This is a genomic window from Flavobacterium sp. PL02 (genome assembly GCF_035013205.1).
Taxonomy (GTDB): domain Bacteria; phylum Bacteroidota; class Bacteroidia; order Flavobacteriales; family Flavobacteriaceae; genus Flavobacterium.
Genome location: NZ_JAYGJP010000001.1, coordinates 961,349 through 978,207, shown reverse-complemented (window position 1 = coordinate 978,207; position 16,859 = coordinate 961,349). Strand labels below are relative to the sequence as shown.

The 16,859-nt window shown below is 30.0% G+C and carries 13 protein-coding genes; 2 read left to right on the top strand and 11 right to left on the bottom strand.

The window, feature by feature from the left end:
• Positions 1-12: 12 nt before the first annotated feature.
• The 11 genes from SHI72_RS04090 to SHI72_RS04040 all read right to left on the bottom strand — a co-directional run bounded on the left by SHI72_RS04090 (position 13) and on the right by SHI72_RS04040 (position 12,560).
• On the bottom strand, positions 13-1,179 hold the full coding sequence (locus SHI72_RS04090) for a tetratricopeptide repeat protein (RefSeq protein WP_039112693.1): 1,167 nt from the start codon (positions 1,177-1,179) through the stop codon (positions 13-15).
• A gap of 267 nt (positions 1,180-1,446) precedes the next feature.
• The gene (locus SHI72_RS04085) at positions 1,447-2,250 is read right to left on the bottom strand and encodes a hypothetical protein (RefSeq protein WP_323489134.1); all 804 of its coding nucleotides are present in this window, start codon (positions 2,248-2,250) and stop codon (positions 1,447-1,449) included.
• A gap of 64 nt (positions 2,251-2,314) precedes the next feature.
• On the bottom strand, positions 2,315-3,286 hold the full coding sequence (locus tag SHI72_RS04080) for a hypothetical protein (RefSeq protein WP_323489133.1): 972 nt from the start codon (positions 3,284-3,286) through the stop codon (positions 2,315-2,317).
• A 107-nt stretch (positions 3,287-3,393) separates the two neighbouring features.
• Complete coding sequence (locus SHI72_RS04075; protein ID WP_323489132.1) at positions 3,394-4,425, bottom strand: hypothetical protein; 1,032 nt, start codon at positions 4,423-4,425, stop codon at positions 3,394-3,396.
• A 149-nt stretch (positions 4,426-4,574) separates the two neighbouring features.
• Positions 4,575-5,783 carry a hypothetical protein gene (locus SHI72_RS04070; protein ID WP_323489131.1) on the bottom strand — a complete coding sequence of 403 codons (1,209 nt, stop codon included), beginning with the start codon at positions 5,781-5,783 and terminating at the stop codon, positions 4,575-4,577.
• Positions 5,784-5,796: 13 nt separating this feature from the next.
• Entirely contained in the window at positions 5,797-8,424 is a 2,628-nt protein-coding gene (locus tag SHI72_RS04065) for a hypothetical protein (RefSeq protein WP_323489130.1), read from the bottom strand.
• Positions 8,425-8,435: 11 nt separating this feature from the next.
• Positions 8,436-8,930, bottom strand: a complete 495-nt coding sequence (locus SHI72_RS04060) for a DUF4280 domain-containing protein (RefSeq protein WP_039117169.1) — start codon at positions 8,928-8,930, stop codon at positions 8,436-8,438.
• An 84-nt stretch (positions 8,931-9,014) separates the two neighbouring features.
• Positions 9,015-10,094 carry a peptidoglycan-binding protein LysM gene (locus SHI72_RS04055; RefSeq protein ID WP_323489129.1) on the bottom strand — a complete coding sequence of 360 codons (1,080 nt, stop codon included), beginning with the start codon at positions 10,092-10,094 and terminating at the stop codon, positions 9,015-9,017.
• Positions 10,095-10,127: 33 nt separating this feature from the next.
• Positions 10,128-11,114, bottom strand: a complete 987-nt coding sequence (locus SHI72_RS04050) for a TssN family type VI secretion system protein (protein ID WP_039112680.1) — start codon at positions 11,112-11,114, stop codon at positions 10,128-10,130.
• 2 nt (positions 11,115-11,116) lie between these two features.
• Positions 11,117-12,061 (bottom strand): hypothetical protein, encoded by a 945-nt coding sequence (locus SHI72_RS04045; RefSeq protein WP_240474700.1) that lies wholly within the window; start codon positions 12,059-12,061, stop codon positions 11,117-11,119.
• Positions 12,045-12,560, bottom strand: coding sequence for a C40 family peptidase (locus tag SHI72_RS04040; protein ID WP_323489128.1), 516 nt, complete (start codon positions 12,558-12,560; stop codon positions 12,045-12,047). The genes SHI72_RS04045 and SHI72_RS04040 overlap by 17 nt, the downstream gene beginning before the upstream one ends.
• Positions 12,561-13,249: 689 nt before the next feature.
• On the opposite strand from SHI72_RS04040, the gene SHI72_RS04035 reads away from it, so the two are divergent.
• The gene (locus SHI72_RS04035) at positions 13,250-14,305 is read left to right on the top strand and encodes a PKD domain-containing protein (RefSeq protein WP_323489127.1); all 1,056 of its coding nucleotides are present in this window, start codon (positions 13,250-13,252) and stop codon (positions 14,303-14,305) included.
• A gap of 6 nt (positions 14,306-14,311) precedes the next feature.
• Entirely contained in the window at positions 14,312-16,777 is a 2,466-nt protein-coding gene (locus tag SHI72_RS04030) for an ATP-dependent Clp protease ATP-binding subunit (protein WP_323489126.1), read from the top strand.
• Positions 16,778-16,859: the final 82 nt, after the last annotated feature.

Genomic DNA, 16,859 nt, shown 5'->3' with positions numbered 1-16,859 from the left:
TTTTGTTATTTCTTATCCTCTTATTTTGTTCTCTACTCTAATTATTGCATTGTCATAAACAACATTATCTTTTAAATCTTTGGCAAGTTTGTAATAGTTTAATGCTTCTTCAAAATCATTATCGTTTTCAAAAATCTTAGCAATATTGTAATATGCGCTAGCTTTGGTTGTATTAATAGAATTACCTGCTGCATAGGTTATTGCTTTCCTGTTAGCATAAATAGCTTCTGCCTTATATCCTTTTTTAATATACATAAGTCCCAAATTACCATAGGCTTGTCCGAAAACTGGATTGTACTCTAAAGCTTGTTTGTAAAAATTTAAAGCACCATCTATATCTTTACCTTGGTAAGCTAAATCTCCCTTTGTGTTTAATTGAAGCGCTTTTTTTCTGTCTTCATTAGATACATATACTTGTTCTTCGGTATCCTCACCAGACGTTTCAACAATACCTACTTCTTGCTCCGTTTTCGAAATGATATTATTTATATCAATGATTTCTCCATTTTCATTTATTTTGAATAAGTTCCACACATTACCTTTCTTATTTTTTGGGATGTAATATGTTTTAACCAATGATTGTCCTACATAAACAAATACTTTTGCTCCACTTGCCGATAGTTGCGAAGAGTTCATGTCTTCTTTATTAGAATAATCGTGAACAAAATAATGATAGGCTTCTCCGAATTTTTTATTCTCAATCGTTATCGTTTCTGGTCCATAACTATCCGTATCATCTACATCTAGATTAGCCATATTTCCTTTCTTATGCTGAAAGTATATATGATTGCCTTGAAAACTTAAATGAGAGTCTAAATCCTCCGGATATTTCCCCCAGTTTAAAACAATTCTCATTCCGTCTAGGTTTTTCATTACCGGGCTCAACGCATATGTTAAATCATTACATGGACATTTTACAACAAGAGTCGAATAGTTTTCTTTTTTGATAATTAATAAAGTATTCGAATCGTCTTGAAAACCTCCATTAATGGTTGTTTTCCCCTGAGCATTGGTTAATCTTTTTGCTGATGATTCTCCATTTCGTTGAATCATTACTTCTGCATTGTCTAATACTTTATCTTTTTCTACTGCAGATAAAACTTGTATGGAAATATCTTGAGCATTCGCATTTTTACCAAAAGCAAGAACTAAAAAGAGTACTAAAAAATTTATTTTCATTTTATATTATTTGTTTACTATTTATTAATTTTAAAATGTCATGAACAGACTTATTAAATAAGTTTATTTGGGTTAAATACAAGCAATGGCGCGCAATGAGCCCATATTATCCAGAAAATTTTTACCTTACAATTTATTTACTTTAAATAATTTTATGCTTAATTAATTATTCATAACGACCTATTAAGGTTCTATTTTTAGAATTTAATTATTGGTTCGTTATTTATAATCTCTCTTAAAATGCTTATTGCAAATCTGTTAATAGGTCTATTTAATCTTCGTTAAAGGAAATTCATTGTTACCAGGATTTATAAAATATATCGGGTTTCCAGAGATATAAAATTTCTCCTCATTTACCTCTATAAATATTACTCCCATTTCATCTTCAAATGCTTTATTGTATGCTATTTTGATTTTATTCTCACTAACTTTTTCTCCCTTTACATCTAAATATTTTTCTTTGCTTCCGGCATCGTCAATATTTACAGATATATCGTCTAGAGATTTAATTATAATATCAAAAACCGTTTTCTCATTATCTCTATTACTTGCTTCAAAATGATAAACTCCTCTCCAGATATCCAAAGAATCTTGATTTATAATATCAATAGAATCATTAGCTAAATCTCCAACATCATCACTTGTAATGCAATCTGCTTTTGTTCCTTTAACTGTTTTTACGCTTTTAAAATTCAATTTATTCACAAAATATTTAACAACAGTTGACGATCCATCATATGTGATTTCCCATTTAGATATACCTTTATTTTTATCAATCCATTGAAATCTGTAATATGATTTTTCTGACTTATCCGTAAATAAACTTATCCCGTCTTTATTTAGTTTTACATGGTCGATTTTCATATTACTATCTTCCATTATTCCTTTTTCAAAAATTGAATCTCTCGAAGTTTTTATACTTTCTCCATCATAGCCACAATCTACAAGTACAAATTCATTTCCTTTTTGTTTAACCTCTAACCAAGTTCCTATATACTCTTCACTACTATCTTCTGATTTACAGGAAGCCATCGTACCTAATAGAAATAAAATAAATACTAGTTTTCTCATTTTATAATTTTATCATTTTGCGTTTAATCATAAGAACTTATATTTTAAAATTTGCTAAACCAGTTTAATAAGCCTGTATAGTTCCATCTGAATTGACAATGTATTTTGCCGAAAGTTTATTTTTTTTCTTATAAACTTTATCAAAAACTGAAACTGATAAATCCTTATTAATTACATAAGTCTGATTACTAACATCTACATCCTCTGGAGCTTCTCCATCAGGATATTGCCCAATTAATTGATTTGCTATAATTTTATTATTTCTCACATTCATTAAATAAGTAGTTGAAAGATAATCCTGTACTTCATCTCTTATTATAAAAACATAAGTTTCAAAATCCAAACCTGAATTATCTATACAATAAATTCTCTCTGGTGTATTTTTGTTTATCTTATTGTTAATCAATTGTGTTACAACCGACAATTCATCACTTTTGTAAAAAGGAAAATTTTCATCACAAACTTTACTTTCTTCTACGTAACATAAATCTATATATTTTTCATAATCAAAAGGAAGTTTCACTTTCTTTTGAGATAAATCAGTTTTATTTTGGGCAACCTCACTTTTATCACCTTTTCTATATAAAATTGCAAATTCAGGCGAATAAAATTCTCCTTTAGGTGATTTTATAATTTTCCACTCAATATGATTTTCAAAAATTTTAATTTCTGCTTTTCCATTTTTGGCTCCAAAAAAACTATCGAAACTTAACTGAATTTTATCCTTTACAATTAAACCTTTTATGTTATTTGTATCATCAACATCACAGTCAAGTTTATTACCATTATTATAAACTGCACAATACTGTCCAAATACAGAATCCTTCTCAATTCTTTTTATTTGTATTGTAAATTGTTGAGATTTATCATCAGATCTCCAATTCCAGACACCAATTATATTCTTTGAATCTGTTTGAACATAATTATTGATAATCTCATTTTTGTTATCGTTATTATAATGGACATCTTTTTTTATTTCATTGTTTTTACATGAGGTAAAAAAAATAGTTATGACTGCAATCTTTAAAAATTTCATAATATTATTATTTTATAATTTCCCCAACTAGCATGAATATCATACTCATACTAGCTAGGGCTTTTCTTTTCAATACGTCAATGAGCTTATTACTTTTATTACTTTTATTATTTTTCTATATTCTCATATTTAATTTTTGAATCATAATTTTTAAAATCAATCTTTCCAAAATCTTTTGGATAAAGAAAGGAACTTATAGGTAAAAATTCTGATCCATCTGATCTTTCAAAAAGACTTCTTTTGAATTTAGCTAAAGTAAGTTCATCTGATTTATTATTATATTCAAACGTAATATTGTCATTTTGTATCCTACCAAATTCGTCACATGTAACTTGCTCAATCGTAAAATAATTATCCTCTGAAGTTATTTTTTCTAACCCGTCTGAAGGACAATTATAAGAAGCAGTATAAATAATATTATTGTTGCTTATTATAGAATAACTATTATTTCCTTTGTTTATCATTATGCATAATGGAGAATCCATTAAGAGTGAATTATCCAAATCCATTTTTTTAATCACTTTAGGTTCAAAAATTAAAATTATATCCTCCTGTCCATCTTTATTTAAATCACATTTTAATTCTTTTTTTATCTTGTACTTATCTAATTGTAGCTTTAAAGATTCAATAGTTTGGGTTGTCATTTTCTTTTCAAAAGCCCATTGTTTTAAAACTTTATTCTTTTGCAAAAAAATAAGATTCCATTTCTCCTTTATATAACTTTCCTTAACAGAGAAGGATAAAGAATCATAATCTTTAAAGTTTATAACATCAATAATTAAATATTTTTTTACATCATCATTTTTAATAAATTTCTCTAAACTAAATATATAATCTTTAGTATCCTCTTTTCTATAAATGGTATAACTTAAACTATCTATATTAATTAAATTTTCAGATTTTATGAATAAGTAATTATTTAATTCATCTCCCTCAAAAAATGTTTTGCCAATAAAAATTTCTTGTTGTTGTTGTTTTTCTTCTTCTATTTTTTGCTTTGTTTGAATGATATTATCTTTTTCTTGCCCTTTACAAGAAACTAATAAGAAAACGACTAATAGAAATATAAAAATTGATTTTAAAAAATCAAAAACTTGTTTAATATAACCTTGGAGGGATTCAGTTAGTCTTTTTTCCATTTTTTTATTTTGAATCAAACTCATATTCTAAATATTTACTTTCTTTTTATCAATTTAGAAATACCTCCAATTAGCAAGAAAATTAGACTCTTGCTAATTAGGGCTTTTCTTTTCAATACGTCAACGAACTTGTTCCTTTTTAGTTCTTATTAATCGTCACTTCCAAGATTATCGATAATTTCTTTCAAATTTTGAATTCCAAAATAATTATTTTTTATAATTATTTCAATTACTTCTGGGTGAGAAACAGATAAATCTTCTAATGCTGTTGATTCATTATTCCATAAAACAGGTTTTTTATTTTTAAATTTAGTAACTGCAGGATTTTCAATAGAAGCAATTAATGCTACAATATTTGCTTTCTGTAATTCACTAAAAACTTTCGAAGGATCATTTTCAAATACTTTATTTAAATCACCATCATATAATATTGAAACATAATTAGACAATGCATATATAAACCTGTTATCATTTTCATTTGTGTTTTCTCTAACATATTCTAACAGACCTTGCCTAATCGAAAAAGTACCATCACAATTTTTATGAAAAATCAAATCTCCAATCCTTTCAACTTGAATAGGATTTTCTTTTTCATATTTTTTATATAATTCCTCTAAGGCCATTTTATTAATTTGCTTTTCTTTATCAAAACCAAATTTAATAACCAAATCAGTTAAAAATTTTTTGTCATTAGAAAGAAGCCATAATAAATCCACTCTACTATCATTGAATAAATATTTATTTCTAGATAAAATCGTTTTTAAATTTTGTTCTCGTATATTTTGCAGATTTTCTAAAGAATTCCATTTATAAATTTTAATCTCATCCTTAGATGTAGGCATATTTTTTTCTAATGTAGCTACTTCAGGAAATACTTTTTCGTAATCGAGAACTTCTGGTATCGAAAATAATTCTGTAATAAAATTACCTTCTTTATTTATATAAAATGAATAATCCTGCACCTCTTCAGAATTATTTTTTAAAAATTTAATAACTCTATCGCAAGGGGTAGTAAAATTTATATAAATATTTTTTTTCTCTGAATTATAATCTAAAGTTCGTTGAAATAATTTATTTACAATTTCATTAAACTGAATATTATTAGGGGCTTTATATCCATTTTTCATCAAGTATTCTTTCAATATTTGATTTGATACATCTAAATCTGTTTCCGTTAAATTATAATTAGGGTAATCTGTTTCATTTTTTTCTGCCCCATATCCTGCTTTAATCTGTTTTTCTAATAATGTTTTTAAATCTCTGTTTTCCATTTTTTCAATTTTTGCAGTTTCACTTTTGTTTTGACATGAACAAAAACAAAATAATAATACAAGTGGTGCAAATGTTAATAATTTCATAATAATATAATTTTTAAGTTCTAGTTGTACTAGCGCTATCTACGTCAGCCTCATTATTCATAACCTTGAGAGTATATTCTTTTTCAGAAGGAGTGTAATTAGGAGGTATAACAAACCAATCTATGTCATTTTTAGAGTATTTAGAAATTTTCACTGTTCTTGCTCCTTTAGCTCCCCCTTGGTTTCCTCCAACACAGTAATAATGTTTTCCATCAGCACTAATCCCAACAACAAACGTAATATGACCAGCTCCACCAACAGCGCCTTCTTTACCATTTACTTTAGCACTTTGATTGCTATCCCAATCTATCACAGCAGCTGAACCGTAAATTGGTTTATCTTGTTTCCAAAATTGCCACATTGCAGCCCTACATGATAAAGGAGGAGGTGTATAACCTGCCTGAGTGAAACACCAACTAGCAAAAGCACCACACCAGTTTGTTCCTTCATTAAGTCCTTTTCCATTTGTAGAAGCAGTAAAATATTCTGTAATTCTTGAATTGTTATCATTACCCAAAATTGCTTTTTGTCCTATTTCTTTTAAAGCAAAAGGCATCCAAGGGGCTTTTCCTGACAAAGTAGTTTTTTCTACCTTCGCCTTCCCATATTTACAATCATTAATTTTAAATGTTACTGAAGTGATATCTGTAAATGCACTTTGCTTTTCATCATAGTTATTCTTCCCATTAGCAAGTGTTACGTTTTTTCCTACTTTTTTACAAATATTCTTTGTGCTTTTATTACTATTTGCAATAGGTGCTATTTTCTTCCATTTCCAAAATGCCATAGATGATAAAACAGCTATAGATGCATTTGTAACTATTAAATCAGAATTTTTTATGATATCTGCACCTTCTCGCTTCGTATAAGTATTAGCATATTCATATCCAGACCTTCCTGTAAGTTGAACTAATCCTCTTCCTCTAAAATCCCACCCATCAGTAGAACCAGTATTTCCAAGTTCTTTTCCTTTTGCTGCATTAGGGCCGTAAGCCAAATTTGCAATCATTTCTTGATTAGCACTTTGAGTGATAATTTTTTTTCCATTTTTAATTTCCTCGATTCTACCATATTTGTAGGCTTCCTCTTTATGAGTCTTGAAATATGACAAAATGATATCTCGCTTTGTCTTATTTTTATTCCATCTACCTAAATACAAATCGTCTGCTAAATAATTCATACTTTCTCCTTTACCAGATACTAATAGTTTTTCACCACTCTCAACAAGAGCCTGCGCAAAGAAATGAGCTTTATTCCAGCAAGTATCCATCCCCAACTCTTTCATATATTTGGTATAAGTTTTAGCTACTTTGTCCAAAATAACAGGATCGGCTTTAGTAAATATTTTTTTAAGTTGACCACCAGTTACTGGATCTATACAATTTTGGCAAACAACCTTTTTATCATCCTTCTTCTCATCCTTTTTATCATTCTTACCTTGCTTCATCACACTACTCGAAGGCTCTATAGGATCTGGCTTAAATACTGTAGCATCTACATTTACTATTCCACTTGGTTTATTCACACCACTTGATAATACTTCAACATATGCAAATAACTCTAATTCAGGCCCTTCTCCAAAATCACCTCCTAAGCTTCTTGGTATTGTATCTAGAGGTACTAGCCTAACATGTAAATCTGACTGGATAGTAAATTTTTGATCAAGTAATTCATCATCGCTAACAACATCTTCATCATACAATTTAAGACGAACTTCTTTCCCGATAAGCCCTTTAGAATTTATCCAAACTTTAATTCGGTTTTCTTTAAAAATACCTCTTATTTTGTTTCCATTAGCATCAGTAATGTTTACACTATTAATTACTCCTTTTACTTTTGTCTGCGTTGGCACAGTTGGAGTTGAAGTTTTAGGTTTCTGTACAGGCACATTGTTCTTAACCGGTTGTGTTTGTCCTGGAGAAGTCGTTTTACCTTTAAAAGGTGCTACGGGAGCTTCAAGCTCGTTTACATTAACATTATTACTAGGTATTTTTTGTTTATTAAATTCCGTAGTCACATAATATTCATGGATCTTGTCTTTTTCTGGTCCTGCTTTTGTTGCAATTTTTGCAAAACTTGGTCTTAAAGGAAAATCAACATCTGCTTTTCCGTTTTTAACGATACCAAAACGTGTTTCTATTATATTTTTTTCATTCGCTGTATTATGTCCCCCCTTCTTTGCATCATCTTCCCATAGGGTAACATACACTTTGCGTTTCTCCATGTGTAAGCAATGTACTCTGGCCTTAAGAGTTTGTCCATAAGATAATGGCTTCGCAGGCTTTTTTCCGCTTTTATCAAGTAATTCTACACTATCAATTTTTGGACTCCCAGCTGCTTGAGTCTTTATATCTAGTCGGGCAACTTCTTCTCCTCTTTTTGCCAATATGCGGATACCTTTTCTTTCCAGACTCTTCTGCAAGAAAGTATAAGATACTTTATCTCCTGTTTTGTCATTCTCTTTTGTTTTTCGCCACTTACCGTTCTCCAATACATGTATCGTCCAGGAAACTGGTGGACCAAACGAACTCTTAGGCATAAGAGGATTTGGTAGCAAACTACCAAAAAAAGCATTTATCGTATAAAACTCTTCTTTTCCTACTACAGGATTAGGATTACCAGTTATTTTAAAATCTGACATACTGCTTAATTTTATTTACAAATAGAATCACTCTCTTCTAAACTTTCTTGAAATTTAGCTGTATCTACCAGTGGGTTTATTTGATTACTCACCTGTGGCTTAGCCTTTTTTGCATTTTGTTTTCCTGGTTCTGCCTTTTGTCCATGCTTATCTACAGTAATACAATCCGGTCCTCCTATAGGACAAGTTGCTTTACTGTCTTCTAATAAAATTTTCCCTTTATTAGATAATGTAACTTTATCATAAAAACCACTCCATTTGGTAATGGTTGCTTTACAAGGCAAATAATCTCCACTTCCGTTAGGTTGCATCTTGCATTTACCAAACGTGTTTTTCTCTAGTGTTTGTCCAATTTCTTTATCGGTTGCTATGAGTTTTTTTTCGGCATCTTTGTCATTAGCATAATGCTTACTTTGTGTTTTTACCTTAAGTTTATCCAACTTAGGCTCTACACTAAACTTACATTTTACCGTTGCTCCTTGTACTACTACATGTTTCTCACTCATGGCTTTACCTTTTTTGGATATTAAATATCCTTGTTGATTCCGTTTTCTTTTTTATAAATCTTACTCAAATCAATTATTATCTTTTTAGCTCTCAGTCTCAATTTTATCTGATAGAGAATCTATTGTTATAGCTATTTTTATGGGTTCATGGTAGTCAATACTACATTCTAAATTCATATTTTCTATACAATAAGTATCTGAATCTAAAAAATAGGTTGCACTATAATTCCCTTCCCAAGGTTCAAACCCAAAACTTTCATCAAAACTAGAATCTATATAAGTTCCTTTTTGCTCTACTTTAATTAAACCCGATACTTCTAAATAAGGAGCTACCTTTTGTTCTACTGTAAATAGAGACTCTTCATTTTTCTCTAACGGAAAAGAAATCTTATTCTCAAAAGAGTAATTGGCTGTATATCCTACATGAATACCATTAAAAAAAGCTCTCAAAAAATAATCAGAAAATAATGATGCCAATAATGTTTCTGAACTTTCTAATGCATACTCGGTATGTTCTATATAAGCATTAGTTACTTCTCCTTCATAATAATCTAAAATTTCTCTTTTAGTATCTTCCCAGCGAGTTACAATTTCATTATAATTATAAATATCAACCCATTTTCCTGTTCCGTCAACTACAATCTTTAATGGATAGAGGATTTCGGCAGTTTTTGCTCCCAACTCATCCATCATTGTATCAGGCTTTTCGGCATTAATATAAATATTAGACGCCTTGTTAATTTCAAAGAGCTGAAACTTATTCTTATCTACAGCAAGCCATTTTACATTTACTTCTGTAGTAATAGTATCTACCTGATCTCCTACTTCGCTAGTGTAATGCACTTTATATTTCTTGTCAAGACCTCTAAGCAGAAATGGCAATGTGTAATCATTTTTTAAAACAACTTTTGCTGTTCCATCCTCAATGCTTTTTTTCTCTGCATTGACACTATTTACAGGAGCCAAAATCAATAATTCCAGATGACTTTTAAAATCAGCTTCGATTAAATCAGGAATAGGACAATATATATTATGATATCGTCTGAGTTCTCTGGCATCTATACCAAGTTTATGAGCTACACTTTCCAGCGTATCTCCTACCCTTATTTTATAAATGCGATGTTTGTCGTATGATGACATCTCAGATCCCTCTATATAGTACATTATGTCTTAGCTAATTTTAATTTATTCACAATTTTACAATGCAGGTTCTTTAACTTCCTTTTTACTTCCTTTTTTTTCCTCTACCGTAGGTTCGTACATAAAACCTTCTTCGTCTTTCTTCTTTTTTTTATCTACTTTGATTTCTTTTTCTTTCTGTCTTTTACAAATAATAACCGAGTTCTCGGTAATACCATTCATTCCCAAAGTATATTTCGCATCTACGTATTTAGCGCTTTGATACCATTTGGGTTGCAAGAAAAACACCCAATTGTAGTTTTCACCATTTTGGTCCAGATCTATTATGCTTTCGGCATTATGATCGTTATATCCCGAAACAGTATGGTAAAATAAGTTCCCAAAATCAATCCTTACGGGACCTTTAGATCTAAGAGAGGTATAAGTAGCACTATCAGGTTTTTTCTGGATCAACAAGGTTATAAGTAATAAATCCTTCATCTCTACACCATCAATTTCTGGAAAAGGATTTTTCCCTTTAGGTATTCTCCAGGTAACATATTCTTTAGGTGGTATTTGCATCATATAATTAAATACAGCATAAATCCCAGTAGGAACAATAAATACCAAGAAATGAGAGCACATTAGGAAAGTAAGCCCAATACCATTAAGTGCTGTATAAATAATTATAAACAGAACACTTGAGTACAGTATAATTAATAACGAAAATAACAATTCGATACCAACAGATTTCATACTAAATTCCTCAAAATACCATCGGTATAAATAAACATGGAGGCATCCAAACAATAAAGAAGCTATTTGATAAAATAGAAATTCATCGGATAGTTCTGTAAATAACTTGTTATAACCCAAGAAGGCTACTAATGCGTAAATAAGCACAAATGAAAATATATAGATGTAGAATTTCTTCTTATATTTTACTGCAAATTCTTTTATTTTATCACTAAATACCATTGTAAGAATAACACTTACTGCTATAATTACAACCAGAAATACAATGAGCCTAATATCTATAAGCGCTGCTAAATGTTTCTTTACCATTTCTAAATTCGTGTTGTATACCCCAACACAGGTTGTTTACTAAAATTAAATGCTTCTGTTTCTTCATTCATTAATAAGATTGTTTTAAGCTCAACTTCCATTGGAAAAAAATGCTCATAAAAACAATCTATAAATTTTTTAACCCCGCCTTCATGAATATAATCTTGAAAAGGCTTGTTGATTATGGGTCCTATCTCGACGGTTACATTCATGGAGTAATCCATATACTTGTTACCGCAAATAAAATCGACACCCAATCTATTCTCTCCTAAATTAATTTGCTGACTCTCATCACTATATTCTTTAGAACTTGTTATTTTATATTGTACTTTTTCTTCTATAATACTGCCTAAACAGCGGCATGCTAAATCAATATCACCAACAATCTTATAAGCGTATGGCAAAAGCTGAATAAACTTAGACACCAAAACTGCTGGGTAAATATGTGGCAAACCCCAGAAATCATAAAAGAAATCTAACGGTTTACTTCCGTTTAATTTGTATAAAAAATCTCTCTCAACACTTTCTATCTTAGTCCTATAATGAAAAATTTCATTTTCAAAAGGAATAAAAAAATTACGAGCTTCGGCTTCTTGTTTTTTCTGATGCTTATGCTCTTTTATCATTTGTCGAACAGACTTATCAGTATTGTTCTCACTCAAACTATGAACATAACCCTCAGGTAGCGCATCATAGATACTATCTCTAGACAAGAATATATTAAGATACTCCTGTTTATCATAGTTATCATCCTGAATCGTTGCGCCCAAAACATCACTCCTATATGCTCTTGAGAATTGTCCTCTGTTAGAAATTATAATTTCTTCGGAGACAACATTATTGCTCTCAATAAGCTCATTGGCTATAATTTCGGCTCTGATATCATAAGAAATACTCTCTATTTCTTTTACCAAAGTTTCAAGAGACTGTTTATTTCTTCTTTGCATCTTCATTGATTCTTCCTGCTCCTATATAGCGCAATTGAAAATATTCGTCATTGAAATTATAAATCGCCAATCCTTTATCTGTACATGCCAAAATCCTATCGTTATGAAGGTATAAACCAACATCTGAGATAGGATGATCTTTATCGTATCTAAAAAAAACTAAATCCCCTTCTGCCAAAAAACTTCGTCCAGTAAAAATCTGAATTGCTTTAGATTTCCACATTCCAGCAGGGTCTTTAGGAAGCGTTACTTTATAAACATCACTATACAGTGATTGCAGGAAATAAGAACAATCGATTCCTTTTTTCGAAAAGCTTTTTTCTTTGTACGGCGTATTAATCCAAGTATCGATATACCCATACAAATTGTAATTCGTTATTTTATTAGGAGTTACAGCAAGAACTATCGAATATTTTTCTTTTAAAGCTAAGATAGCATCACTTAAATTTTCCGAATTATCATTTACAACAGTTTTATTCTTTAATCCAGTTTCTTCCATATGAGATTGTTTTTTCAACAAATCCAGGGAATAATCATATTTAAAGGGAATCTGAGAAATATAACTCTGACTCCTACACTCCGTAAATGAACATATCATTAGCATTAATAAAATTACCTGCTTCATTTATAAAATTTATTATTTTATCTCTATAGAAAAAAATAGAGTATTTATTAAGATTATCAATTATTGAAAATCCTTTAATCCTTATAATTTTTAAAGCTAATTGTTGTGGTATTTATTAGCTTAGATTCTTTGTTATAATTTTTCTTAGTGATAATGAATTTAAACATCCAATATCTCCAGATTTTTATTATTCTAAAATTTTTGTTGCAATCTAAATTATAATTCTATTAAAAAAGACTTATACAAGTCATAAAAATACTACAATACGGTATTTTTTATTTTTTAAATAAATGTAATAATGCTAAAAAGTGAAATGAAATATCACTTTTTAGTTTCCAAAAGACTAACTGTTGTGGTATTTGTTAGCTTGGTTCTTTATATTATGAATTTATTACATCCATAATCACAAGGTTGCAAACGTAATAAATTATTCTGTAAGAATACAAATTATTTTTTGTAAATTTTATAGTAATAATTCTTGGAATCTTAAAATAATAAAAACTATTTTTGCGAGCAACTTTATAAAATATATTCTGACTTTTGTGAATTCTTAAAAATAAAAAATGAATAAAAAAAATATCGATATTAGGGTTATATTCTTCTTTTCAATTTTATTATTGATAGGAATAGTTGCATTTATAGTACAGTTTTTCAACCATGTAGACTGTGAAGATGTTAAGCTTTACATTTTTTCAGATCACTCGCAAAGCGAGGAATCCATTGAGTTTTATGACCGAACCCATAATGCAAAAACATGGGAATGGGATTTTGGAGATGGGTCGTTACTAGATGTAAGAAGACATACATTTCACGTGTATAAAAAACCAGGAAAATATAAAGTTACCCTAACCATAAATGGGGATTGTACCCATACTCGAGAACTCGTAATTAAGGATAAATATGCTGCTGATAAATTTGGAACTCCGCAAATTATCGTCCCAAAAATAATCACCGCAGGACAACCCACCTATTTTAGATCAGAATCTGATGATGCCAGAACATGGGAATGGTCATTTGGAGAAAATAGAAGAGGAATCGACGAAACTTCGGCAAATCCAGTATACACTTTTTCAACTCCGGGCGAAAAAACAATTACACTTATCATAAATGGAGATTTTAGCACCGTTGCAAAAAAAACAATTTATGTGCACACCAGAGTAATTAAGAAAACAAATCCGCTGGATGTAACCTCGTATGAATATGAAAAAAAGGCAGAAGCTTTTTCATTACCAAGGGGTTCTGTTAAAAAAGACCCTCTGGAAGACATGTTACAATATGTACCTGTTGCCCCAAAAACTAAAACTCAAAAAGATAGTATTAGCGCAGTAAAAAAGGCTCCAAAAATATCCGAAGATCAGTTTGAAATTTTATTAACTAAAGTTGCTGAAGGTAGCAAAGTCAAAGATGATTTCTCTGAATATTTATGTGATGATCTTGATATTCCGATTGTAAAAAATGATAAAGAATTGTTGACTTTTTCACAATTATGTGCTGCTATTAAAGGAAAAAAAATAAAAATAGAATCAATACGATTAAACAAAGACAAACAAAATAATTGCATTAAGGGACTAAATATTAGCTATAAAGTAAAAAAATACTTGATCTGGTCTAAAGATTAAAATAGTATGGAAGAAGAAAAAAACATTTTCAGCGTAGAATTACTAAGTGCATTTGAAATAGCAAGAAAAATTGCTAAAACCAATTCAAACAAATATTATTCGGCAGCCCATTTATTAAAAGCCATTTTAAACAGAGATTTATCTCTTTTAAAACAACTTGAAACAATGGGGAAAGATGTTTATTATCTTGACGAATGGGCAGAAGTTCGAATGGAAGATGAACCTAAAACAAGTCAAGTTCTTAATGCAGAGCCGAGCGATGTAATTGATGAAATTATCAAAGAAGCCGAATCGGTAAGAGCTATATTAAATGAAGATGAAATTACTCTTTATGCCATTATAGTTGCCTTAAGTTCACCTGGTGTAGGTTTTAATTTCGACCAGATGAAAACTTATCCTATTTCCCGAAACGAATTACTAGAAGACCAGACTAATATACCTCAAGACCAAAATGTTGCCAAACAAGAAGTTAAAAAAGGCTTTTTAGGCAAATATTGCATTCATAAAAACCTCGAAAAAAAGAAAAAGAGAATAGTTGCTATTGGTCGTGAAACAGAATTAAATACGATTAAAGAAATTCTTTGTCGATTCTCTAAACCCAATGTATTATTAATTGGTGATCGAGGTATTGGTAAATCAATTTTAATAGATACACTCGTTCAAAATGTAATCTCAAATCAAGTTCCAGATGTCTTAAACAAAGTACAACTTTTTGAACTAGATTTATCATCCCTAATCGCTGGAGCTTCTTATAAAGGCGAAATCGAAGACCGATTAAAGAACTGTATTCAGGAACTAAGACAGTTTCCTAAAGCGATTCTTATCATCGAAGAAATTCATATACTGCTAGATAAAAACGGTGGCGATTCAGGTGTTTCTAATGTTTTAAAAGGCGAATTAGCTAAAGGATTAAACATTATTGCTACATCGACAATCGATGAATACACCAAAAGAATTGAGAAAGAACAAGGTTTATCTGGTATGTTTGAGATTGTAAAACTAGAAGAATCTGACGATGATACTTTGTTTCGAATGATTCGCGAGTCCATTAAAACATATCAGGAACATCATAAAATACAAATCGATGATGAGACTATTACGGAGTCCATTCGATTATCCAAAAGATATTTAAAAGAAAAAAGCCTTCCAGAATCAGCTATTAATCTTATCGACCATACGATGTCAGTTTTAAAAACGTCTGGCGAAACTTTTCTTAAAGAAAAACAATCAATTCTTGATAAATTAGAGCTTTTAAAGCAAAATGATGCTGGTTTATCTGAAGAACAATTAATAAAAGAATCAAACTGGTTCCTTACCGATTTAATCAATAAGACAACATTTTTGATGGTTGTTGATGAACAAAATGACAACAAAGTATTTGAAACATCAGAGTCTATCATCAACCATATCGAAAGCCTAATAAGTACACTTGAAGAAAGAGCTTTAGACAAACGTGTACATATCGAAGCTTTTGATTTATCGCTTATTATTGCTCAAAAAACTGGTATTCCTGCTGGAAAACTAAAAGAGGAAGAAAAGCAAAAATTAAACAATATCGAAGAAGTTTTAGGTCGAAGAGTTATTGGTCAGGACCATTGTATTGCTACAGTTGCAGGATCAATCTTAGAATCAAGATCAGGCTTAAGTAAAGCTGGACAACCTATTGCTTCATTTTTCTTTTTAGGACCTACAGGAACAGGAAAAACAGAACTAGCAAAGAGTTTGGCCGAATTCCTTTTTCAGGATGAAAATGCTATTATCCGCTTTGATATGTCCGAATTTAAAGAAGAACACTCCGCAGCATTACTTTATGGAGCACCTCCGGGGTATGTGGGTTATGAAGAGGGTGGATTATTGGTGAACAAAATAAGACAAAAACCATATTCAATCGTATTATTTGATGAAATCGAGAAAGCACATACTTCTGTATATGATGTGTTTTTGCAAATTATGGACGAAGGAAAACTTCATGATCGATTAGGTAAAGAAGGAGATTTCTCAAACGCTATTATCCTTTTTACTTCTAATATTGGTGCAGATCATATTGTAGAAACATTTAATAGTGGTAAAATTCCAACTTCAACTTCCTTAATGGAAATTATGGGGAATTATTTTAGGCCAGAATTTTTAGGACGATTAACCGAAATTGTTCCTTTTGCCCCTATTAGCAAAGAAAACGCATTGAAGATATTTGAAATCCATCTTAAAAAAGAGTTCATGGATTTACTTAAAAACATCAATATAACTGTTGAAATCCCTATGGAAGCCAAACTATATCTGGCAGAAAATGGATACAATGCCAAATACGGTGCAAGACCTATTAAAAGTATTATTCGTAGTCATTTAAGAAGACCATTGGCCAAGAAAATAATTTCTGGTGAAGTAAAAGATGGCGATAAAATGATTGTCGTTATCGAAAATGACGAGGTAAAATGGATTAAAGAGGAAGTATTAATTAACTCTGAAAATTAATTTAATTCCCATTTATTATAAATGAAAAACGCTAAGATTTACTTAGCGTTTTTTTTGTGTTTATATTTCTAAAAATAATCTT